19 protein-coding genes are annotated in these 21,717 nt (G+C 72.5%); 8 read left to right on the plus strand and 11 right to left on the minus strand.

The annotated features are described in order from the left end of the window. Positions 1-23: 23 nt before the first annotated feature. The 5 genes from BLW76_RS33235 to rpmJ all read left to right on the plus strand — a co-directional run bounded on the left by BLW76_RS33235 (position 24) and on the right by rpmJ (position 6,023). Positions 24-1,409, plus strand: coding sequence for a DUF5691 domain-containing protein (locus tag BLW76_RS33235; protein ID WP_091314911.1), 1,386 nt, complete (start codon positions 24-26; stop codon positions 1,407-1,409). Then, positions 1,406-2,491 carry an ATP-binding protein gene (locus tag BLW76_RS33240; RefSeq protein ID WP_091314914.1) on the plus strand — a complete coding sequence of 362 codons (1,086 nt, stop codon included), beginning with the start codon at positions 1,406-1,408 and terminating at the stop codon, positions 2,489-2,491. Before BLW76_RS33235 ends, BLW76_RS33240 begins: the two co-directional genes overlap by 4 nt. Beyond that, the gene (locus tag BLW76_RS33245; RefSeq protein WP_091314917.1) at positions 2,488-4,668 is read left to right on the plus strand and encodes a DUF5682 family protein; all 2,181 of its coding nucleotides are present in this window, start codon (positions 2,488-2,490) and stop codon (positions 4,666-4,668) included. The genes BLW76_RS33240 and BLW76_RS33245 overlap by 4 nt, the downstream gene beginning before the upstream one ends. Continuing rightward, the gene (locus tag BLW76_RS33250) at positions 4,665-5,828 is read left to right on the plus strand and encodes a VWA domain-containing protein (protein ID WP_091314919.1); all 1,164 of its coding nucleotides are present in this window, start codon (positions 4,665-4,667) and stop codon (positions 5,826-5,828) included. The genes BLW76_RS33245 and BLW76_RS33250 overlap by 4 nt, the downstream gene beginning before the upstream one ends. 72 nt (positions 5,829-5,900) lie before the next feature. Next, on the plus strand, positions 5,901-6,023 hold the full coding sequence (gene rpmJ, locus BLW76_RS33255; protein WP_043775060.1) for a 50S ribosomal protein L36: 123 nt from the start codon (positions 5,901-5,903) through the stop codon (positions 6,021-6,023). A 119-nt stretch (positions 6,024-6,142) separates the two neighbouring features. Here the strand turns inward: rpmJ and BLW76_RS33260 are convergent, their stop codons facing one another. The 8 genes from BLW76_RS33260 to BLW76_RS33295 form a co-directional block, all read right to left on the minus strand. After that, entirely contained in the window at positions 6,143-6,577 is a 435-nt protein-coding gene (locus BLW76_RS33260) for a DUF6294 family protein (protein WP_143060732.1), read from the minus strand. A 127-nt stretch (positions 6,578-6,704) separates the two neighbouring features. Further along, a complete protein-coding gene (locus tag BLW76_RS33265) occupies positions 6,705-8,147 on the minus strand; it encodes a flavin-containing monooxygenase (protein ID WP_091314923.1) in 1,443 nt (480 codons plus the stop codon). A 65-nt stretch (positions 8,148-8,212) separates the two neighbouring features. Next, positions 8,213-10,594: a polysaccharide lyase 8 family protein gene (locus BLW76_RS33270; RefSeq protein ID WP_208613443.1), complete on the minus strand. Its 2,382-nt coding sequence runs from the start codon at positions 10,592-10,594 to the stop codon at positions 8,213-8,215. A gap of 188 nt (positions 10,595-10,782) precedes the next feature. Next, the gene (locus tag BLW76_RS33275; protein WP_091314927.1) at positions 10,783-12,237 is read right to left on the minus strand and encodes an aldehyde dehydrogenase (NADP(+)); all 1,455 of its coding nucleotides are present in this window, start codon (positions 12,235-12,237) and stop codon (positions 10,783-10,785) included. A gap of 15 nt (positions 12,238-12,252) precedes the next feature. After that, positions 12,253-13,383, minus strand: a complete 1,131-nt coding sequence (locus BLW76_RS33280) for a hypothetical protein (RefSeq protein ID WP_091314930.1) — start codon at positions 13,381-13,383, stop codon at positions 12,253-12,255. A gap of 4 nt (positions 13,384-13,387) precedes the next feature. After that, positions 13,388-14,644 carry a glucarate dehydratase family protein gene (locus BLW76_RS33285; RefSeq protein WP_091314933.1) on the minus strand — a complete coding sequence of 419 codons (1,257 nt, stop codon included), beginning with the start codon at positions 14,642-14,644 and terminating at the stop codon, positions 13,388-13,390. Continuing rightward, on the minus strand, positions 14,644-15,579 hold the full coding sequence (locus BLW76_RS33290) for a 5-dehydro-4-deoxyglucarate dehydratase (RefSeq protein WP_091314936.1): 936 nt from the start codon (positions 15,577-15,579) through the stop codon (positions 14,644-14,646). The genes BLW76_RS33285 and BLW76_RS33290 overlap by 1 nt, the downstream gene beginning before the upstream one ends. Before the next feature lie 52 nt (positions 15,580-15,631). After that, positions 15,632-17,140, minus strand: a complete 1,509-nt coding sequence (locus BLW76_RS33295; protein WP_091314938.1) for a sodium:solute symporter family protein — start codon at positions 17,138-17,140, stop codon at positions 15,632-15,634. A gap of 153 nt (positions 17,141-17,293) precedes the next feature. Between BLW76_RS33295 and BLW76_RS33300 the strand changes: the two genes are divergently transcribed. After that, a complete protein-coding gene (locus BLW76_RS33300; RefSeq protein WP_091314941.1) occupies positions 17,294-18,097 on the plus strand; it encodes an IclR family transcriptional regulator in 804 nt (267 codons plus the stop codon). Between the two features lie 23 nt (positions 18,098-18,120). Further along, the gene (locus BLW76_RS33305; RefSeq protein ID WP_091314943.1) at positions 18,121-18,927 is read left to right on the plus strand and encodes an NAD-dependent epimerase/dehydratase family protein; all 807 of its coding nucleotides are present in this window, start codon (positions 18,121-18,123) and stop codon (positions 18,925-18,927) included. A 127-nt stretch (positions 18,928-19,054) separates the two neighbouring features. Here BLW76_RS33305 and BLW76_RS33310 read toward each other — a convergent pair whose 3' ends face one another. Continuing rightward, positions 19,055-19,717, minus strand: a complete 663-nt coding sequence (locus BLW76_RS33310) for a Clp protease N-terminal domain-containing protein (protein ID WP_091314946.1) — start codon at positions 19,715-19,717, stop codon at positions 19,055-19,057. Then, a complete protein-coding gene (locus BLW76_RS33315; protein ID WP_091314948.1) occupies positions 19,717-19,926 on the minus strand; it encodes a helix-turn-helix domain-containing protein in 210 nt (69 codons plus the stop codon). The genes BLW76_RS33310 and BLW76_RS33315 overlap by 1 nt, the downstream gene beginning before the upstream one ends. A 111-nt stretch (positions 19,927-20,037) precedes the next feature. Between BLW76_RS33315 and BLW76_RS33320 the strand changes: the two genes are divergently transcribed. Then, complete coding sequence (locus BLW76_RS33320; protein ID WP_167384816.1) at positions 20,038-20,769, plus strand: polysaccharide deacetylase family protein; 732 nt, start codon at positions 20,038-20,040, stop codon at positions 20,767-20,769. Here BLW76_RS33320 and BLW76_RS33325 read toward each other — a convergent pair. After that, positions 20,711-21,700, minus strand: coding sequence for a sensor histidine kinase (locus BLW76_RS33325; RefSeq protein ID WP_091314950.1), 990 nt, complete (start codon positions 21,698-21,700; stop codon positions 20,711-20,713). The two genes, BLW76_RS33320 and BLW76_RS33325, sit on opposite strands and share 59 nt — an antisense overlap. Positions 21,701-21,717: the final 17 nt, after the last annotated feature.

Below are 21,717 nucleotides of genomic sequence, written 5' to 3' on the forward strand. Positions count from 1 at the left end.
AACCGGAAACCGGAGGTCCGCCCGTGAAAGCCTGGGAAGATCTCGTCGGCACCGCCCTGCTCGGCACCCGGCGGCGCACCCTGGACCCCGCCGCCCAGCCACCGGCCGTCCAGGCGCTCGTCGCCGGCCGCCGGGATCCCGCCGAGCAGCTGCTCGCGGCCGCGGCCGTGCTCGCCACCTACCGCCGGGCGGGCCGGCCGCCGCTGCGGGACGTCCGGCCGCTTCCGGTGGCCGCCGAAGACGAGCGTCCCTTCGTTCCCCCGCTCGCGCGGGAACGGCTCGGGCGCCTCCTCGCCGCCAGCCATCCCGACCTCCTGCTCGAATGGCTCGGCATCGTCGCCGGCACCGGCTACCGGGTCCCGCCGGAGACCCTGCCGCTGCTCGCCGAGGCCGCCCGCACCAAAGCCGCGCTGCGGAGCCCGCTGGCCGCCGTCGCCGGGCCGACCGGCGCCTGGCTGGGCCGGCGCAACCCCGACTGGGCCTTCCTCGCGGCACCCGCCGAAGAGCAGGCCGACGTCTGGCAGTACGGCAGCCTCGCCCAGCGTCGCCGCTGGCTGGCGGCCAAGCTCGCCGAAGAACCCGACGCCGCGCGGGAAGCCCTCGCCGCTTCCTGGAAGAGCGAGCCGGCCGACGTCCGGGCCGACTTCCTCGGCGTACTCGCCGGGCACGTCCGAGCCGCCGACGAAGCCTTCCTCGAAGCCGCGCTGACCGACCGCGCGGCCGGCGTCCGGGAACAGGCCGCCGACCTGCTCGGCCGGCTGCCCGGCACGCGCTACGGCCGCGGCATGGCCGAACGGCTCAAGCCGCTGGTCCACCGCCGGAACCGGGTCCTCACCGTCACGCTCCCCCAGGGCGAACGCGGCGACGGCACCGTCCGGCTGCGCACCCTCGTCGCGGCCGCTCCGCTGTCCTTCTGGACCGAGTTCGGCCCACCCGCCGAGGTCGTGCGGATGACCGTCGAAGGCTGCCCGGCCGCCGTGCTGCGCGACTCCTGGGCCACCGCCGCCCTGCGGCAGCGCGACGAAACCTGGGCGCAGGCGCTCATCGGCGCCGACCCCGGCGGGCGCGCCACGCCGCCGCTGCTCGGCGTGCTGAGCCCGGCGAGCCAGGCCGCCACCGTCGGGCACCTGATCAGCAGGCTGCCCGTCGAATCGTTCGCACGCCTGGTGCACGAACTGCCCCGGCCGTGGACGAAGGAGCTCGGCACCGCGCTGCTCGACTGGATCGCCCGCCAGGACGACCATCGCCTGGTCTCGCACGCCGCCGTCGTGATCGCCCGCGCGGTCCCGGCGGAGTGCCTGCGCCACCCGCTCGCCACCACCCGACTGACCATGGACGCCGGGCCCTGGCGCCGGGCGCTCACCGAAACCCTGAACTTCCGCCGCGAAATGTACGAGGAGCTCGCATGACCGCCCCCACCGTCCTCCGGCCGCACGCCGAACAGGACCACGCCGCCGAGCTGGCCGCCCTGGCCGCCGCCGACGACCGGGCGAAGCCGCCCAACTGGAACCTCTCGCCGTGGGCCGTCGTCGAGTACCTGCTCGGCGGCACCCTGGCCGACGGCACCGTGATCACCCCGAAGTACGTCGGCCCGCGGCGGCTGATCGAGGTCGCCGTCGCCACGCTGGCCACCGACCGCGCGCTGCTGCTGCTCGGCGTGCCCGGCACGGCGAAGACGTGGGTGTCCGAACACCTCTCCGCCGCCATCAGCGGCGATTCGACGCTGCTGGTGCAGGGCACCGCGGGCACGTCCGAGGAGTCGATCCGCTACGGCTGGAACTACGCCCGGCTGATCGCCGAGGGCCCGAGCGCCGCCGCACTGGTCGAAAGCCCGGTGCTGCGCGCGATGCGCGACGGCAAGCTGGCCCGGCTCGAAGAGCTGACGCGCATCCCGGCCGACGTCCAGGACTCGCTGATCACCATCCTGTCCGAGAAGACGCTGCCGGTCCCCGAGCTGGGCACCGAGGTGCAGGCGCGCCCTGGCTTCAACCTGATCGCGACGGCGAACAACCGCGACAAGGGCGTCAACGAGCTGTCGAGCGCCCTGCGGCGGCGGTTCAACACCGTCGTGCTGCCGCTGCCGGACAGCGCCGAAGCCGAGGTCGAGATCGTCAGCAGGCGGGTCGCCGAGCTGGGCGCGTCGCTGAAGCTGCCCGCCGAAGCCGCCGAGCTGGCCGAGATCCGCCGCGTGGTCACGGTGTTCCGCGAGCTGCGCTCGGGCCGCACCGAAGACGGCCGCACGGCGGTGAAGTCGCCGTCCGGCACCCTGTCGACCGCCGAGGCGATCAGCGTGCTCACCGGCGGGCTCGCCCTGGCCGCCCACTTCGGCGACGGCGTGCTGCGCCCGCACGACGTCGCGGCGGGCATCCACGGCGCCGTCGTCAAGGACCCGGTGGCCGACCGCGCGATCTGGATCGAGTACCTGGAAACCGTGGTCCGCGAACGTGACGGCTGGGCCGACTTCTACCGGGCGGGCCAGGAGATCTCTTGACCACACACCTGCTCGGCATCCGCCACCACGGCCCGGGGTCCGCCCGGGCCGTGGCGACGCGGCTCGCCGAACTCGAACCCGACGTCGTCCTCATCGAGGGGCCACCCGAGGCCGATGCACTGGTCGAGCTCACCGAAGACCCGGCCATGCAGCCGCCGGTCGCACTGCTGGCCTACGCGCCCGACGACGTCTCGCGCGCCGCGTTCTGGCCGTTCGCGGTCTTCAGCCCCGAATGGCAGGCGCTCACCTACGCCCGCGCGGCCGGGATCCCGGTCCGGTTCTGCGACCTCCCGGCCGCGCACACGTTCGCCGCGCCGCCGGGCGAGCACACCGGCCCGCCGGTCGATCCGCTGGCCCTGCTGGCCTCGGCCGGCGGCTACGACGACCCGGAACGCTGGTGGGACGACGTCGTCGAGTCGCGGCGGGACAGCGAAAACCCGTTCGAGGTGATCGCCGACGCGATGACGGCGGTGCGCGAGGACGAGAAGCCGCCGCAGGGCAACGAAGCCCGGCGCGAGGCCTACATGCGCTCGGTGCTGCGGCGCACCCGCAAGGACGGCTTCGAGAACATCGCCGTCGTCTGCGGCGCGTGGCACGTGCCCGCGCTGGCCGACCCGCTGCCGCCGGCGTCGCACGACCAGGCCGTCCTCAAAGGACTCCCGAAGCGGAAGGTCGCGTGCACCTGGGTGCCGTGGACGCACGGGCGCCTCGCCACGGCCAGCGGCTACGGCGCGGGCGTCCGGTCGCCGGGCTGGTACCACCACCTCTTCACCACGGCCGACGACGTCACCACGCGCTGGCTGGCCGGCGTCGCCGCGGTGCTGCGGGAGGAGGACCTGCCCGTCTCGACCGCGCACGTCATCGAGGCGGTCCGCCTGGCCGAAACTCTGGCCACGCTGCGGGGCCGGTCGTCGGCCGGGCTCGCCGAGGTCACCGAAGCGACCCGGTCCGTGCTGTGCGGCGGCGACGAGGTGCAGGTCGAGCTCGTCACGCGGCGGCTGGTGGTCGGCGAACGGCTGGGCGAGGTACCCGACCGGGTGCCGCAGCCACCGCTGGCCGCGGACCTGACCGCGACCGCCAAGCGCCTGCGGCTCAAGAAGGACCCGGTCGTCAAGGAGCTCGACCTCGACCTGCGGACGCCGGGCGGGCTCGACCGCTCGAAGCTGCTGCACCGGCTGCGGATCCTCGGCATCGAGTGGGGCAACCGGGAGGCGTCGGCGCGGCGGAACCGGGGCACGTTCCGCGAGACGTGGGCGCTGTGCTGGGAACCGTCGTTCGAGGTCGACCTGGTCGCGGCGGCGGTGTACGGCACCACCGTGCCGTCGGCGGCCACCGCCGCGGTCCGGGGCACGGTCGAAGGCACGCCCCCGCTCGACGAGGTCACCACGGCCGTCGAAAACTGCCTCCTCGCCGACCTGCCGGAGGCGCTGCCCGAGGCGCTCGCGGCGCTCGACGCCCGGGCGGCGGCGGACGCGGACGTCGCCCGGCTGATGTCGGCCCTGCCCGCGCTGGCCAGGGCGACCCGCTACGGCAACGTCCGCGGCACCGACACCGGCGCGCTGCGGGCGGTCGCCGACCGGATGCTGGACCGGATCTGCGCCGGCCTGCCCCCGGCCGCACACGGCATCGACGACGACGCCGCGGCCCGGCTGGCCCAGCTGGTCGACGGCGTGCACGACGCGACCTCCCTGCTCGGCGACGAGCCGAAGGAGCGCTGGCTGGCGGCGCTGGCCCGGCTGGCCGAACGGCCGTCCCTGCCCCCGCTGCTGGCCGGGCGGCTCACCCGGATCCTGCACGACGCCGGGCTGTTCGACGCGCTCGACGTCGAACTGCGGCTGGGCCGGGCGCTGACGCCGGGCGTGGTGCCGTCGGCGGGCGCGGCGTACGTCGAAGGCTTCGTCGACGGCGGGGCACTGCTGCTGGTGCACGACGAAGGCCTGCTGCGGGTGATCGACGCGTGGCTGGCGGCGATCGGCTCCGACGTCTTCACCGAGGTGCTTCCGTTGCTGCGCCGCACTTTCGGCGCGTTCAGCGGGCCCGAGAAGCGGGCGATCGGGCAGCGCGCGGCCGGGCTCACCGGCGCCGCGCGGGCCGTGGCGCCGGCCGACGCACTGGACGAGGACCGGGCCGAGCTCGTGCTGCCGGTCCTGGCGACGCTCTTGGGGGTGGGAGCATGACGGACACCGATCGGTTGCGGCGCTGGCGGCTGGTGCTGGGCGGGGACGGCGCCGGCCCGGGGTCCGGTCTGGATGGTCAATTGTCCGATGAGGACAGTGGGGTGGACGCCGTGCTGGCCGCGCTCTACGACAAGCCCGACGAGGAGGCCGCGGGCGGGCCGCGCAGCGCGAGCCTGGGCGCGTCGGCGCCGCGGGTCGCGCGCTGGCTGGGCGACATCCGGCGGTACTTCCCGAGCACCGTCGTGCAGGTCATGCAGCGCGACGCCGTCGACCGGCTCGGGCTCACCCGGATGCTGCTGGAGAAGGAGCTGCTGTCGGCGGTCGAGCCGGACGTCCACCTGGTCGGCACCCTGCTGTCGCTGAACAGCGTGCTGCCCGAGGAGACCAAGGAGACCGCGCGGGAGGTCGTCCGCAAGGTCGTCACCGAGCTGGAGGAACGGCTCGCCGAGCGCACCCGCGCGGCGATCCGGGGCGCGCTGGACAAGGCGTCGCGCACGCACCGCCCGCGGCCCGGCGACGTCGACTGGGCGCGCACGATCCACGCGAACCTCAGGCACTACTCCCCCGACCTGCGCACGATCGTCCCGGAGAAGCTGATCGGCTTCGGCCGCCGTCAGCAGGCGGTGCAGCGGGACGTGATCCTGGCCGTCGACCAGTCGGGGTCGATGGCGGAGTCGGTGGTGTACTCGGGGCTGTTCGGCGCGGTGCTGGCGTCGATGCGGGCGCTGAAGACGTCGTTCGTCGCGTTCGACACGGAGGTCGCGGACCTCACCGAGCACCTCGCCGACCCGGTCGACGTCCTGTTCGGCACCCAGCTGGGCGGCGGCACGGACATCAACCGGGCGATCGCGTACTGCCAGGGCCTGGTCGAGCGCCCGGAGCGGACGCTGCTGGTACTGATCAGCGACCTCTACGAGGGCGGCGACGAAGAGGAGCTGCTGCACCGCATCGCCGAGCTGGCCGGCGCGGGGGTCCAGGTGGTGACGCTGCTGGCGCTGTCGGACTCGGGCGCCCCGTCGTACGACCACGAGAACGCGGCAGCACTGGCCGAGCTGGGCATCCCGGCCTTCGCGTGCACCCCCGACCAGTTCCCCGAGCTGCTGGCCGCGGCCGTACGCGGCGACGACCTGCAGGGGTGGGTGGCCCGCGAGAGCAGCTGAGTTGCGGAATGAAACCAACCCTGCGGCGGTTGACGAGGGTGTGGGCCGGTGCCCACGGGAAGGACGCTCACCATGAAGGTCCGCAGCTCGATCCGTTCGCTCGCCCGCCAGCCGGGCGCCCAGGTCATCCGGCGCGGCAACCGCGTCTTCGTGATCAACAAGGACAACCCGCGCTCGAAGGCCCGCCAAGGCTGACGCAAGCGGGCCCCGGAACCCCCGGTTCCGGGGCCCGCTCACGCGCGTGTCGACTCCCCGATCACGCGTGATGCCCCTTCAATCACGCGTGATGCCTCCCGGATCACGCGTGATACCCCTCAGCAGTGGTACTCGAGCCGCAACTGGCCGATCAGGCCGTACCACGAGGCCGGGAAGTGGCCCGTCGCCAGGAAGCGGTACTGCAGGCTGCTGTCCGGCATGTTCTGGGCGAACTTGTTCGGGTCCGGCGTGTTCGGGAAGGTGTTGCCCACCAGGCCCAGCTCGGCGCCGTTGCGGTCCATCACGTGCGCCCACATCAGCCACGCGTCGTTGTCGTCGCTGCTGGTGACCGTGCCGTCGAACGAGGCCGTCCCGTCCGAATTCAGGATCCAGGTCGCGCCGTGGAACAGCGTGCAGTCACCGGAGTGCAGGTCACTGCCTGTCCGGAAAGTGATACCGGTCGTCGTGGCCGACGCCGGTGCGGTGACGGCGACGCCGCCGGCCAGCACGGCCAGCGCGACCGCCACCGCTTTCACCAGAGATCCCATTCGCATCAGTGTTTCCTCCCTGATCACGTGATGACTTGTGTTCACCCACCGTGACAGACGAGAAAATCGATCACCAGCAGCCAACGGACATCGAACGCCACCCACAAAGGCCGTCTTTCCGCTGCCCGGAAAGTCAGCGGCCGAACCGCAGCACGCCGTCGGCGAGGCGGTTGAACCGCATGTCCGCCAGGTCCAGCAGGTAGTTCTGGCGCATCATCCAGGGCCGTCGCCCACCCTGCTTCGGCAGGTCGGCGGCGGCCCGCTTGATGTACCCCGACTGCAGGTCCACGATCGGCCGCGGCCGGCCCGCGCCCGCCGCCGACGTCGCGTCCGGTACGCAGAACGCGAACCCGCGCCGGTCCAGGTACGCCAGCAGGCGGCACACGTACTGCGACGCCAGGTCCGCTCGCAGCGTCCACGAGCTGTTCGTGTACCCCACGCACCACGCCAGGTTGGGCACCCCGCCGAACATCGTGCCCTTGTACGCCCGCTGCTCGCCCGGCTCGATGTCGCGGCCGTCGACCGTCAGCGCGATCCCGCCGAACGCCACCAGCCGGAGTCCCGTTGCCGTCACGATGACGTCCGCCGGCAACGCGCGGCCCGATTCCAGCGCCACGCCGGAGGAGGTGAACCGCGCGATCCGGTCGGTCACGATGTCCGCCCGGCCCGAACGCAACGCCCGGAACAGGTCCGCGTCCGGCACCAGGCACAGCCGCTGGTCCCACGGGTCGTACGACGGCACGAAGTGCGGGTCGACCGGGATGGACGCCGGCAGCTGCGCCGCCACGCGCTTGCGCAGCACCAGCGACGTCCGGCGCGGCAGCCGCCGCATCAGCTGGAAGAACAGCGTGCCCATGACCACGTTCTTGCCGCGGACCAGCCGGTGCGCCGCCTTCTCCGGCAGCAGCGCCCGGAGCCGGTCGGCCAGCGCGTCCCGGCCCGGCCTCGCCACGACGTACGACGGCGACCGCTGCAGCATCGTCACGTGCGAAGCGCGCGAGGCGAGCGCCGGGACCAGCGTCACGGCCGTCGCGCCGCTGCCGATCACCACGACCCGCTTGTCCGTGTGGTCCAGCGAATCCGGCCAGTGCTGCGGGTGCACGATCTCGCCGCCGAACTCCTCCCGGCCGGGGAAGTCGACGACGTGCCCCGAGTCGTACGAGTAGTAACCGCTGCACAGGTACAGGAAGCGGCAGGTGAACGTGGCGCCGTGCGCGGTCGAAACGGTCCAGCGCGCGTCCGGCGTCGACCACGACGCCCGCGTCACCCGGTGGCCGAAGCGGATGTGCTCGGTGACCCCGAAGGACGACGCCGTCGAGCGGATGTAGCTGAGGATCGCCGGGCCGTCGGCGATCGCCTTCGGGTCCTTCCACGGCCGAAACGGGTAACCGAGGGTGAACATGTCCGAATCCGACCGGATGCCCGGGTACCGGAAGAGGTCCCAGGTGCCGCCGATCGTGTCACGCGCTTCCAGCACGGCGTACGTCTTGCCCGGCAACCGCTCCTGCAGCCGGCAGGCCGCGCCGATGCCGGACAGGCCGGCGCCCACGATCAGGACGTCCACGTGCTCGGTCATGCCGGCAGCCTACGAGGTGGGGACCCCGCCGGACCGGGTCGGGGCACCGGCCCGGCGGGGAGGTCTCACACCAGGACGACCTTCGTCGCGCCGAAGGTGCCCGCCATCGGCACCACGACGGCGCGACCACGCACCGTCACCGTGACGCTGTCCTGCAGCTGCGTCGGATCCGCCACCGCGAGCTGGGTCCGGGCCCCGCAGCGCCCGATCGCCACCGACGCCGGCCCGGACACGGTCAGCTCGCCGGCCGAGCCGGCCGCGAAGAAGTTCGCGAGCACCGTGCCGCCCACCCGGATGGCCTGCACCACCGAGGTGTTCGCCAGCACGCGCCACGATCGGGACGCTGTGAGCGTGTCGATCACCGACGCCCCCGGCAGCACCGCGTACGCGTACTTCGCGTCCGTCGGCTTCACGCCGTGTTCCAGGACGAGCTTCTGGTACCGGCGCGTGTTCGGCGTCGTCGTGCCCTTGGTGTTGGCGCCCGTGTCGATGTCGCGCCACGCGCCGGTCCGGTCTTCGCGCAGTGCCGTCACCGAAGCGTCGTCGAGGAGCAGGTACCCGCCGACGTTCTCCAGGTGCACCCAGCGCGGCCGCCGCAGCGCCGAGCTCTTCCCGAGCTCGGTCGCGACGCGCCGGCCGTCGGCCAGCAGCGCGCCGCGGCCGCCCTCGCCGAGGTTGCGGTTTTCGATCGTGGTGCGGACCGCGGACGGGGACGTGCTGGTGATCCCGGCGCCGAGGCAGACGATCCCGTCCGGGGTGAAGAACCACGACTTCTTCGCGACCAGCGAGCCGTCCCAGTTCGTGAAGCCGAAGGCGTGGGCGCCGTGCCGGGCGTCCCACCGGACGCCGCCGGTGTGCGCGTTCGGGCCCACCGGGACCCCGCCGAACCTGGGGTCGACCGGGCCGTCGTGCTCGGTCGTGCCCGGCAGCAGCAGCGGGTCGACCGTCGGCCAGTAGGCGTCGGTGTAGTGGCCCTTGGCGTTCGGCAGGAACGTGTAGAGCACGCCGTCGCCGACGTGGTAGCCCTTGAGGTTCTGGCCGTTGATGGCTTCGTAGCGCGAGATCCGCGTCGAGCTGACGCCGAGCGAGGCCGACCAGCCGTCGGTGACGTGGACCAGCCTGTCCTGCTGGCCGAAGATCCGGTGCGTCGCCTCGACCCGCGCCGGGCGCGCGCCGGCGGCCAGCATGTCCTGCGCGAACTCGATGCCCGGCGTCGCCACCAGGTCGGGGCCGGGCGCGAACCGCTCCGGGTCCGGGATCTTCAGGAACGGCGCGTACTCGCCTTCCTTGATCCACTTCGCGGCGAGGGCGTTCAGGTCGGTCTTCGTCCTGCCCGACGCCGTCCGGGCGAGCACCAGCGTGGCGACGGTGAGCTGGTGGCCGATGTCGTGGCCGGTCTCCCCCTGCCGCGAGAGCATCCGCCCGCGCACCGGCTCCATCAGCGCGCCCGCGTAGACGAAGGGCGCGAAGCTGTCCGCGACGAGCGCGTAGATCTTGTCCTTCAACGGCTGCGGGAGCGCGTATTCGGTGCCCTGCGTGACGTGGATGGCGCCGGCGAGCGCGCTGAGCAGCACGATGCCGTAGTGGCCGGGGTACGGGATCGTGTCGTGCTGGATGAACGAGCCGTCGACGTGGAAGCCGTCACCTGCCGCGCGGTCCAGTTTCGCGACGACGCTCGCCGCGCCCCCGCCCGCGACGTCGGTGAGCGCGTCGATGCCGGTCTTGATCCACGCCGTGTCGCCGAGCATCGCGCCCGCGACGATCGAGATGAGCGCCTTGTCCGCGCGGTTGGCGCCGGTTTCGACGACCGACGGGTTGTTCGCGCGCAGGTTCGGGTTGCCGACGAACCGCTTGACCGGCTTGAGGTACCGCGCGAGCTGCTCGGCGGTCAGTTCGTCCGCGACGACCGACAGCGTGTGCAGCAGGTAGTACGGGATGCCGATTTCGTAGGTGTACCAGTTGCCGATTTCGCCGACGTTTTCGTTGTACTGGCTGGCGTAGAGGAGTTCCAGCGCGGCCTTGATGCGATCGAGCACGATCGGGTCGCCGGACAGTGCACTGCCCGGCGTCCCCCAGTCGACGGCGATCGCCCGCAGCCGCGCGTACATCGACGTCGTGTAGTCACTGCCCGGGCCGAGCGGCAGATCAGTCCACAGTGGAGCCCCGCCCCCGGCCACGGACAGGGTCGAGTTGTAGGCCTTGGCGACGCGGCCGAGGTTGACGAGTGCCTCGGCCCGTTCCGGCGACGGCCGGTTGATCCCGGTCTGCAACTGCCGATAGGCGGCGACGATCGGCGCGGTCGCGGCGGTTTTTGTGGCTGTGGCTGTGGCTGCGGCTGCGGCTGCGGGTGCGGGTGCGGCCGCGGCGAAGGCCGGGCGGGTCAGGAGCACGGTGGAAGCGGCCGCCAGGGCACCACCGCGCAGGGCGTTTCTCCGGTTCACGGGCATGACAATGCCTCCCAGGATCAAGACATCCTTGGCTTGCGGGGAACGGAATTCAGTTGTGCGGCGGCGGATTCGTTTTCCGGAGGTCACCTTCGGGAAAGCTGGTGGCCCTGTGGGTGACCTCCGGAGCTCTCGGCACCGGAAACTGTCGGTGCCGAGCGATAGAGTGGAACCGGGGGCGCCCCCGCGGGTCAGCGGGAGCCGTCGGTGCGGCGGGGCAGTTGCCAGGGGTTGGCCTCCTGCAGGGGTTCGGGCAGCAACGCGTCCGGGAAGCCCTGCCAGGCGATCGGGCGCAGGAACCGCTCGATCGCCGCCGTGCCGACCGATGTCGTCGTCGGGGCCGTTGTGGCCGGGTACGGGCCGCCGTGCTGCTGGGCCCAGCTCACCGTCACTCCGGTGGGCCAGTCGTTCCACAGCAGCCGACCGGCGATGCGGGCCAGTGACGGCAGCACCGGCCGGAGCCAGTCCACATCGGACTCCTCGCCGTGGATCGTGGCGGTGAGCCCCGGTTCGATCACCTCCAGCAGGCGCAGCAGCTCCGCCTGGTCGGCGTACGTGACGATCAGCGACGCCGGCCCGAAGCACTCCTCGTGCACCGTGGCGCCGCCCTCGAGGAACTGCTTGCCGGTCGTGGCCAGCAGTGTCGGGGAGAACGCCGGCGCGGACGAAGGAGACGAAGACACGACCTCGACGCCCGGGACCTCTTGCAGCTCGGACAACCGGGACGAAAACCCGGAGGCGATCCGGTCGTTCAGCATCGGCTGCGCCGGCGCCCCGTCGAGGGCCGCGCGCAACGCGTCCGTCAGGCCGTGGTCCTCCGGGAGAAACAGCAGGCCCGGCTTGGTGCAGAACTGGCCGGCTCCGAGGGTGAACGACGCGGCGTAGCCCTTCGCCACGGCCTCCCCGCGCGCGGCCACCGCGGCCTCCGTCACCACGACCGGGTTGACACTGCCCAGCTCGCCGTAGAACGGGATCGGCCGCGGCCGCGCCGCCGCGATGTCGAACAGGGCCCGCCCGCCGGGGATCGAGCCGGTGAACGACGCCGCCGCGATCCGCGGGTCCTTGAGCGCCGTGACGCCCTCGTCCTGGCCGAAGATCACGTTGAACAGCGCGGCCGGCGCACCGGCCTTGATCAGCGCCTCCCGCACGATCGAGCCGGTCTGCGCCGAGAGCTCCGGGTGCCCGGGGTGGGCCTTGAGGACCACCGGGCAGCCCGCGGCCAGCGCGGACGCCGTGTCGCCACCCGCGACGCTGAACGCGAACGGGAAGTTGCCGGCCGCGAACACCAGCACGGGCCCGATCGCGGTCTTGACGCGGCGGATGTCCGGACGCGGGCCCATCGGCCAGTCCGGGTCGGCGTGGTCGACCGTCGCGCCGAGGTACTCACCGTCGGCGAGGACCTCGGCGAACAGGCGCAGCTGGAACGTCGTGCGCTTCAGCTCGCCGGCCAGCCGCGGCGACTCCGGCAGGTGCGTCTCGGCGTGCGCCAGCGGGACCAGCTCGTCCGCGGCGGCGTCGAGGGCGTCGGCGACGGCGGTCAGCCAGCCGGCGCGTTCGGCCGGGGTCGCCTCGGCGGCGGGGCGGGCCGCGTCGGCGGCTCCCGCCAGGATCTTCTCGAGCGTGGCGGCGTCGGTGGCCTGGCTCATCGGGGGAACAGCTCCTCAGTTGTCATGGGCGGCGGCGGTGGCCGTTTCCAGGTCGCCCCAGCGACCCGGACCGGCCAGGCCGAGGTGGTACAGGTGCAGCTCGGCGGCACCCGCCTTGGCCAGCTCGCCGACGTACCCGGCGATGTCCGGCACCGGCGCGGCGGCGACCGCCGTGATGTAACTCGCGATCGCCACGCGTTCGGGCAGGGCGTCCCGGGCCGCCGCGACGGCCTCGGCTCCCGTGGCGGGGGCCCACCCGAACAATACGACCGCGTCGACGTCGTCGGGTGCCGACGGCGTCAGCCCGGGCAGCGCGCCGGTGACCCACGGGTCGAGCGCGCCGTGCAGCACGGCCCGGGTGCCCGGCGGCAGCGTGGCCAAAACCGCGGCTCGCAACGCGTCGGTGGCGACCTGGCGGACCCGCAACAGCATCGAGGTCAACGAAGGCGGCAAGCCGTCGGCCGTCACCCCGAGGTCACCGGTGGCGATCAGCCGCCGCACCTCGTTGGCCAGCTGGGCCCGGACGGTGTCCGCGTCGACGTCCCAGGCCGCGGCGCAGGCGTCGCAGCAGCAGATCGACAGCAGCCGGGCCACCGCGGGCGCCCACACGCCGTCGGTCTTCTCGTGCTGGTGCTGGTGCACCGCGCCGAGCGGCCCGCAGGCCTCGAGGATCACCGACGACAGCTCCAGCCCGGCGACAGCCCCCGCGGTCACCGCAGCGGCGTACTCGCGCACAGCGGGCTGAGAAGGGCACAGCGCCCACGGGTAGGCCTCGCCGAAGCAGTTCCGCACGACGACGTCCGGGTGCTCGTAGCCGAGCTGCGAGTTGTGGGTCAGCACGATCCACGCGGCGGCCGGGACCCCGGCCTCGTTCAGCAGCCGGACGGCATCACCCCCGGAGTCCTCCGAAATCACCCAGTCCGGAGTGGACGGACGCAGCGCACCCCACGCCGCCGGAAGCACCGGCCGGTAGAACGCCGCGTGCCGCGCGACCACGGCGGTCGTCGACGCCGACCACGGTGTCGCCGCACGGGCGCTGTGGTAGGACAGCGCCACGGCCACCTCGTCGACGCCGAGCGCCTGAACCCGGGGAACGAACCCGGCCTCCAGGACGTCCCAGGGGTAGGCGTATCCGGTCACCTTCACCCGCTCACCACCTCGCCGTGTTCGGCTCGAACCCCGGCACGAAGTTCCGCATGTACGTCACGTCGTCCCGCTTCTTCAGTCCACATCGGACGTAGTTCTCGTGCAGGCGGGCCAGCGCGTCCTCGTCGAGGGTGATCCCGAGGCCCGGGGTCGCCGGCACCGCGACGGCCCCCTCGCGGAACTCCAGCACGCCCGGCTCGATGACGTCCTCGACCTTCCACGGCCAGTGCGTGTCGCAGGCGTAGGTCAGGTGCGGCGTGGCCGCGGCGACCTGCACCATCGCGGCCAGGCTGATCCCGAGGTGGCTGTTGGAGTGCATCGACAGGCCGACGCCGAAGCTCTCGCACGTCACCGACAACGCCTGCGTCGCCCGCAGGCCGCCCCAGAAGTGGTGGTCCGACAGCAGCACGCCGATCGCCCGCGCCCGGAAGCCCGGCTCGACGTCACCGAAGTTGACCACGCACATGTTGGTGGCCAGCGGCATCGACGCCTCGGCGGCGACCTGTGCCATGCCGTCGATGCCCGGCGTCGGGTCTTCGAGGTACTCCAGGACACCGTCGAGCTCACGGGCGACGCGGATGCCCGTCTCGACCGTCCAGGCGCCGTTCGGGTCGATCCGCAGCGGGTGCCCGGGGAACGCCTCGGCCAGCGCGCGGATCCCGTCGATCTCCTGCGCGGGCTCGAACACCCCGCCCTTCAGCTTGATCGACTTGAACCCGTACTCGCCGGCCATCCGCTTCGCCGACCCGACCAGCGTCTCCGGCGTGGTGATCTCGCCCCAGGAGTCCTCGCGGCCGTCGGCGTGCTTGCCGTACTTGTAGAACAGGTAGGCGGAGAACTCGACGGCGTCGCGCGCCCTGCCGCCGAGCAGGTCGGTCACCGGACGGCCCAGGTAGTGCCCCTGCGCGTCCAGGCAGGCGACCTCGAACAGCGAGTACACGCTGCCGATGGTCTTGCGGATGGAGAACCCGCCGATCAGGCCGTGCGCGTCGGTCAGCACGGTGTCCGACAGCGCCTCCGCGACCAGCCGCTGCAGGCCGGGCAGGTCGAACACGTCGTGGCCGCGCAGCCGCGGCAGCACCTTGCGCACCTCGCCGAGGAACGCCTCGTCGCCGTAGGACTCGCCGAGCCCGACGACGCCGTCCTCGCACTTGACCTGGACGACGCTGCGCAGCGCGAACGGCTCGTGCACGCCCATGACGTTGAGCAGTGGCGGGTCCGCGAACGCGACCGGGGTCAGCACCACGTCGAGGATCTGCATCAGCCGAGCCCCTTCAGCGTCACGAAGCCGTCCTCGACGACCTTCTCCAGCCGGCGGATCTGCTCCGGGGTCGGCTCGACCAGCGGCGGCCGGACCGGGCCGACCTTGTCGCCGCGCAGCCGGGCGGCCGCCTTCACCAGCGAGACGGCGAAGCCGGGCGTCTCGTCCCGCAACGCCACCAGCGGCAGGTAGAAGCCGGTGAGCAGGGCGTCCATCACCCGCGTGTCGCCCTCGCCGAGCGCGCGGTGGAAGCGGTGCGCGATCTCCGGGGCGAAGCAGTGCACGGCCGAGGAGTACCGGGCGACCCCGATCGCCGCGTACGCCTTGGCCGAGACCTCCGCGGTCGGCAACCCGTTGAAGAACAGGAAGTTCCGTGCCCGCTCGGTGTCTTGCGACCGGATCGTGGTGACGATCCGGGTCATGCACTCGACGTCGCCGTAGCCGTCCTTGAGGCCGACGACCGACGGGATGTCGAGCAGCGCGGCCGCGGCCGGCGCGGTGAACACGCCGGTGCCGCGGTGGTAGACGATGACCGGCACCGTCGAGTCGCCGACGGCGTACCGGACGAAATCGACCAGCCCCGAAGACGGCCCGGTCACCAGGTACGGCGGTAGCAGCAGGACGCCGTCCGCGCCCGCCGCCTGTGCCGCCGCGATCCCGGCCCGCGCCGACGCCGCGCCGCCCCCGGCGCCCACCCAGACCGGAACGCGGCCGGCGGCCACCTCCCGGGCCCGGGTGAGCACCGAGGTGACCTCGGCGGGCGAGAGCGAGCTGAACTCGCCGGTGCCGCACGCGACGAACAGCGCACCGGCGCCCGCCGCGATGTGGCTCTCCACGTTCTCCGCGAGCGCGTCGAGGTTGACCTCGAGGTCCTCGGTGAACGGGGTGAGGGGGAACGCCAGCAGGCCGTCCAGCTCGATCTCGTTCTGTGCCATCTGTTTTCTGCTCTCTCGTCCTTATTCGGGTTCGGCCGGGTGAGGCCTCTCGTCAGGCGGGCACGGCCGTGCCTTCCTGCTTCCGGTCGACGTCGTCGTCGGCATGGTTCACGGTGTCGACGATCTCATCGGCGGCCGCGCTGCGCTCGGGGGCGAGCAGGCCGAGACCGACGTAGAGCGCGAGCGAGACCAGGATCGGGGTCGCGACCAGCACCGTCTGGTTCGCCTTGAAGACGTAGTACACCAGCGCGTAGTCGATCAGGCCGCCCGCCCAGGAGATCAGCGCCGCGCGCGGGCCGCACTTGCGGAACCACGGCAGCATGCCCAGCAGCAGCGGGATCGAGATCGGGCCCATCAGCGCGGCGACCCAGTTGACGACGATCTGCAGCACGCCGCCGAGGTTCTGCGCCTGGGTGGCCACCAGCATGGTCAGCGCGACGAACACGACCGTGGTGATCCGGGCCGCCTTGAGGCCCTGGGTGTCGGTCCACTGACGGGCGCGGCGGAACATCGCCGGGATCATGTCGCGGGTGATCACCGCGGAGATCGCGTTGGCGTCGGAGGAGACCATCGCCATGGTGTGCGAGAAGATGCCGGCCAGCACCAGCCCGATCAGGCCCGGCGGCAGGAACGTCGTGGTCATGATCGCGTAGGACTGCGTCGGGTCCTTGATGCCCGGGATGAGCAGCGGCGCGGCGAACATCGGGAACATCAGCACCAGCGGCCACAGCAGGTACAGCGCGGACGAAAGCCGCGCGCCGCGCTTGGCCTCGTGGGTGTTCGGCGCGGCCATGTACCGCTGCGCCAGGTTCCACATGCCTCCGTTGTACTCCAGCGTCTTCACCAGCACGTAGACGAGCAAGAAGATGGTGGTGTACTTGGACGTCACCGGGTTGACGTGGCCTTCGGGGAGTTTGTCCCACATCGTCCAGAGCGCGGAGATCCCGCCCAGCTTGGCGAGCACCACGACGATCATCACGATCGCGGCGATGGCCTGGATGACGAACTGGCCGAAGTCGGTGAGCGCGTCGGCCCACAGGCCGCCGATGGTGCAGTAGACCAGGGTGACCGCGCCGGTGATGAGGATGCCGAGGTTGTAGTCCAGGCCGGCGAAGACGTGCAGCAGCGTCGCGACGGCGAACCACTTGGCCGCGATGTCGAAGATCTTCAGCAGGCTGCCGCTCCAGGCCAGGGCCTGCTGCGTCGGCACGTTGTACCGCTTGGCCAGGTACTCCAGCGGCGAGGCGACGCCCAGCTTCGAGCGCAGCCGGTTCCAGCGGGCGGCGAAGAGCCAGCTGCCGATGCCCACGCCGATGCCGATGCTGGCGAAGCCCCAGAAGTAGACGGTGACGCCGCTGGTGTACGCGACGCCCGCGTACGCGACGAAGAGCACGGCGCTGTAGCCGGACATGTGGTGCGAGATGCCGGCCAGCCACCACGGCATTCGGCCGCCGGCGGTGAAGAAGTCCTTCACGTCGCTGATTCTCTTGTGCGACCACCAGCCGATCACGATCATCAGCGCGAAGTACGCGCAGATCATCGTCCAGTCGAGTGCGTGCACCGCAGGCTCCCTTCCGCGTCCACGTCGATGCGGCCTAGCTGTTCACATCTATGAACGGAGTCTGTTATAGTGATTATGTTCATCCATAAGAACGTTGTTCGGGACGCTAATATGGCCGGGGTCACAAGTCAACGGCCGGACGGAGGAGCACAAATGCCGCAGAAGGTGGACAACGCGGCCGAGAGCGCCCCGGCCGAGTCGTCGGGGGTGAAGTCCGCGCGCCGGGCCGTCGACCTCATCGAGACGTTCGCGGCGAACGACGTCTGGCTGTCGCTGTCGGACCTGCACGCCCGCACCGGCTTCCCGCGCTCGTCGCTGCACGGCCTGCTGCGGACGCTGCTCGAGGCCGGCTGGCTGGAAGCCGACACGAACACCGCCCGCTACCGCCTCGGCGTCCGCGCGCTGATCTGCGGCACGGCGTACCTCGACCGCGACGCCGTGGTCCCGTTCGCCACCGAGGCGCTGGAGCGCATCCGGGAAAAGACGGGCTTCACCGCGCACTTCGCGCGCCGCAACGGCACCGAAGTCGTCTACCTGGAGACGCGGGAGTCGCAGCGCTCGACCCACCTGGTCTCGCGCGTCGGGCGCACGCTGCCCGCGCACGCGACCGCGCTGGGCAAGGCGCTGCTGGCCGAGCTGACGCACGACGAGATCGAGGCGCTGATGCCGGCGACGCTGACCGCGCTGACCCCGAACACCATCACCTCGCTCGAAGCCCTGCACGCCGAGTTCGCCGCCACCCGCGAGCGCGGGTACGCCGCCGAGGTCGAGGAAGGCACGCTCGGCGTCCGGTGCGTCGCCGCGGTGATCCCCTACCGCATCCCGGGCACCGACGCGATCAGCTGCTCGATGCCGATCGCCCAGGTGACCGACGACGACGCCCGCCGCGTCGGCGAGCTGCTCGCCGAGACCACCGCCGAGCTCGGGCAGCAGCTGCGCCGGGCCGGCATCCGTTAACCCTTCTGTGTGAAAGGAACCCCATGACGGACCAGCGCGTGCTCATCACCGGGTCGGCGGGTGTCGTCGGCACCCTGATGCGCCCCCGCCTGCGTCGCCCCGGCCGGGTGCTGCGCCTGCTCGACGTGGCCCCGCAGACGGCCTCTTCCGAAGGCGAAGAGATCGTGACGGCGTCGGTGACCGACGCGGCGGCGATGGCGGAAGCGTGCGAAGGCGTCGACGCGCTGATCCACCTGGGCGGCCACAGCCGCGAGAACACCTGGGAAGCCACCCTCGACGTCAACATCAACGGGACGCAGACGGTCCTGGAGGCCGCGCGGGCCGCGGGGATCCAGCGGGTGATCCTGGCCTCGAGCAACCACGCGGTGGGCTTCCGCAGGGTGGACTCCGACCTGCCCGCGGACAGCTCACCGCGCCCGGACACGTACTACGGCGTCTCCAAGGCGGCGATCGAGGCCCTCGGCAGCCTGTACCACTCCCGCTTCGGCATGGACGTGATCGTGATCCGCATCGGCTCGTGCTTCGAGACCCCGCTGAAGCTGGGCCCCCGCGGCCTGACGACCTGGCTGTCCCCCGACGACGGCGCGCGGCTGTTCGAGGCCTGCCTGTCGGCGCCTTCGCCGGGCTACCGGCTGATCTGGGGCGTCTCGGACAACACGCGCCGGATCTACTCGCTGGCGGAGGCGGAGGCCCTGGGCTACAAGTCCCTGGACGACGCGGAGGTGTACGCGGACCAGCTGGCGGCCAAGCCCGCACCGACCGGCCCGGCGGCCGAGTACGTCGGCGGCCCGTTCTGCACCGCGCCGCTGGGCGTGTTCAACCCCCTCTGACGCCCCTGCCCCAAGCGCCCCAATGTGGCGTTGGTTGCGTCCAACGCACCCAATGTGGCGTTCGGTGCGTCCAACGCACCGAACGCCACATTGGGGCGCTGGCGACCGGACAACAAGCCGGCCGGCGTCAGTGCACCAGGGCGGCCAACGCCGACGGTGCCACCGCCGTCCGGCCCGTCGTGTGCTGGTAGCGCCGCACGATGTCGCCGCACCGGGACCGGCGGCCCACCCGGCGCTCGGCCCGCAGCAGCCGGTTCCGCCGCGGCGGCGGGAAGGCCGCAGCGAGCCGGGACAGCAGCTCGCCGCGGTCGACGCCGGTCGTCCGCATGACCCACTCGGCGCCGGGGTCGAGCGCGACCAGCGCCAGCGCCAGGTGCTCGACGCGGTGCCGGCGCTCCCGGCGGGCGAGCGCGAGCCGCAGGGACGCGGCGTAGACGGCTTGGACGTCCAGGCCGACCGGTGGCACCGCCCGGGCGCACCGCCGCCGGGCTTTCCCCACCCCCAGAGGGAACAAGGGCTCCTTGGCCGGCGGCCGGTCCGCGAGGGCTCCCGGCAGCGTCCCGAGGTCGACGCCGAGCGCGGCCAGCGCTTCCCGGTCGGCCGCCACGCCCGCGCCGTCCGGGGCCGCCCGGCACACCGCCTGCTCGATGCCGCCGAGCCCGGACAAGGGCCCCTCGGTCAGCGCGAGCAGCAGGTGTTCGCTGCCGACCCGGGGGTGCCCGAGCTCGTGCGCCAGCCGGCACGCCCGGCGCATCACCTGCCCCACCGCGGGATGGTCGCCCTGGAACATCAGCCCTCCCGGCCGCGGTGCTTGCGGTGCACGGTCTGCTTGGTGACGCCGAGCCGCTCGGCGATGTCCTGCCACGACCAGCCGGCCCGCCGCGCGGCCGCCACCCGGTCGGCCTCGAGCTGTTCGGTCAGCCGCCGCAACCGGGCGACGGCGCGCAGTGCGACGTCGGGATCGGTGCTGCGCACCGCGTGGTCGAGATCGGTCGTCAAGCTCACCTCGTCAGCATAAGCTGACACGACCCCGAGCGTCAACATATGCTGACGAGGTACTAGTACCTTCGCCGCTTCCCCGCCCCACCACCCACCACCAGGCTGACGGCCATGATCATGAAATCCCGCCGCGCCCGGAGGTGGACCATCACCGCGGCCACCGCGCTGGTGGTCGTCATCGCCGGCGCCTACACGCTCCTCCAGATCGCCGATTCCCGCACGTTCCAGTTCTTCGGCACCCTGGTGAACCGCGTCGAGACCGGCGAAAAGCTGGTCGCCCTCACCTTCGACGACGGCCCCGACCCCGCCGGGACGGAACCCGTCCTCGACACCCTGAAGACCCGCCAGGTCCCGGCGACCTTCTTCCTCATCGGCCGCGACATCGCCGCGCATCCCGACCTGGCGAAGGACATCGCCGCCGCCGGGCACGAGCTCGGCAACCACAGCTTCAGCCACGACCGGATGATCGGCGTGACGCCGTCCTGGGTCGCCGACGAGGTCGAAGCCACCGACGCCCTCATCCGCGCCACCGGCTACACCGGCGACATCCACTTCCGGCCGCCGAACGGCAAGAAGCTCTTCGCCCTCCCCCGCTACCTCGCGTCGCACGGCCGCACGACGATCACCTGGGACGTCGAGCCGGACTCCGCGGGCACGCCCGACGCGGCCACCATCGCGAAGACGACCGTCGACCAGGTGCGCCCCGGCTCGATCGTGCTGCTGCACCCGATGTACGCCGCCCGCGAGCCGACCCGGCAGGCGATCGGGCCGATCGTCGACGCGCTCAAGCAGCGCGGCTTCCGGTTCGTGACCGTGTCGCAGCTGCTGGCAGCTCGACGCTGACGACCCACTCGCCGTCGCGCGGGCCGTGGGTCAGCGCGCCGCCGGCCGCTGTCGCCTGCTCCGCGAGCCCGGCCAGCCCGTAGCCGCTGCTCGCGCCCGGCGTTCCCTTGAGCGTGTTCCGCGCCGTGATCGTCACCCGCTCGCCGGCCCGGACGTCGAGGCGCAGCCGGACGCCGGGACCGTTGTGCCGCAAGGCGTTCACCGCGGCTTCCGCGACGAACCGCTCGGCCAGCTCCCGCACCGGGCGAGGCAGGTCCGGCAGCACCGGGTCGCGGTCGAGGACCAGGCCCGCGGTGCGGAGCCGGGCCAGCACTCCGGCGAGGTCCGGGGCACGCTCGGCGTCGTCGCGCAGGTCGTCCAGCGTGCGGCGGACGAGCGTGAGCGCGCCCCGGCCGGCCGCCAGCAGGGTGTCGAGGCGTTCGCGGTCGGCGGCGGTCAGGTCGCCGACCGCGCGCAGCGTCTCGGCCTGCACGAGCATGACGGCCGTGGTCTGGGCGAGCGTATCGTGCAGCCGCCGGGCCGCCCGCTCGGCCCGGTCGGCGAGCGCCCGGCGGCGTTCGGCGCCGAGCAGCCAGGCCACCGCGGCGATCGCCACCGCCAGTACCGTGCCGTCGAGCGGGCCCTTCGCCGGGAACACCGCCGCGCCGGTGGCCAGGGCCGCCGCGGCCGCGAGCCAGCGCTGCGGCGTGCTGTAGAGGGCGAGCAGCACCGGCACGTACATCGTGTTGCGCGGCTGGTCGAGCAGCAGGTGCCCGGCCGTCGCGAGGGTCACCACCACGAGCACGAGGGCCGGCGCCCGGCGGGCCCACAGCAGCGGGACGAGCTGGGCCGCGCTGAGCCCGGCGGCGAGCCACCCCTGCTGCGGCGTCCACGCTCCGCTGGCGAAGAACACCGCGGCGACCGCGGCCGTCGTGACGAGAGACTGGCGCATGGGCCGACAGTAGAGTG

The sequence above is a fragment of the Amycolatopsis tolypomycina genome (genome assembly GCF_900105945.1).
Lineage (GTDB): Bacteria > Actinomycetota > Actinomycetes > Mycobacteriales > Pseudonocardiaceae > Amycolatopsis > Amycolatopsis tolypomycina.

Coding starts and splice junctions, on each gene's coding strand:
- BLW76_RS33265 (WP_091314923.1), bottom strand. CDS start 8,147: ATGACCGAGCACGTGGACGTCCTGATCGTGGGCGCCGGCCTGTCCGGC.
- BLW76_RS33285 (WP_091314933.1), bottom strand. CDS start 14,644: ATGCAGATCCTCGACGTGGTGCTGACCCCGGTCGCGTTCGCGGACCCG.
- BLW76_RS33250 (WP_091314919.1), top strand. CDS start 4,665: ATGACGGACACCGATCGGTTGCGGCGCTGGCGGCTGGTGCTGGGCGGG.
- BLW76_RS33300 (WP_091314941.1), top strand. CDS start 17,294: ATGCCGCAGAAGGTGGACAACGCGGCCGAGAGCGCCCCGGCCGAGTCG.
- BLW76_RS33275 (WP_091314927.1), bottom strand. CDS start 12,237: ATGAGCCAGGCCACCGACGCCGCCACGCTCGAGAAGATCCTGGCGGGA.
- BLW76_RS33240 (WP_091314914.1), top strand. CDS start 1,406: ATGACCGCCCCCACCGTCCTCCGGCCGCACGCCGAACAGGACCACGCC.
- BLW76_RS33270 (WP_208613443.1), bottom strand. CDS start 10,594: ATGCCCGTGAACCGGAGAAACGCCCTGCGCGGTGGTGCCCTGGCGGCC.
- BLW76_RS33305 (WP_091314943.1), top strand. CDS start 18,121: ATGACGGACCAGCGCGTGCTCATCACCGGGTCGGCGGGTGTCGTCGGC.
- BLW76_RS33325 (WP_091314950.1), bottom strand. CDS start 21,700: ATGCGCCAGTCTCTCGTCACGACGGCCGCGGTCGCCGCGGTGTTCTTC.
- rpmJ (WP_043775060.1), top strand. CDS start 5,901: ATGAAGGTCCGCAGCTCGATCCGTTCGCTCGCCCGCCAGCCGGGCGCC.
- BLW76_RS33260 (WP_143060732.1), bottom strand. CDS start 6,577: ATGCGAATGGGATCTCTGGTGAAAGCGGTGGCGGTCGCGCTGGCCGTG.
- BLW76_RS33320 (WP_167384816.1), top strand. CDS start 20,038: ATGATCATGAAATCCCGCCGCGCCCGGAGGTGGACCATCACCGCGGCC.
- BLW76_RS33290 (WP_091314936.1), bottom strand. CDS start 15,579: ATGGCACAGAACGAGATCGAGCTGGACGGCCTGCTGGCGTTCCCCCTC.
- BLW76_RS33310 (WP_091314946.1), bottom strand. CDS start 19,717: ATGTTCCAGGGCGACCATCCCGCGGTGGGGCAGGTGATGCGCCGGGCG.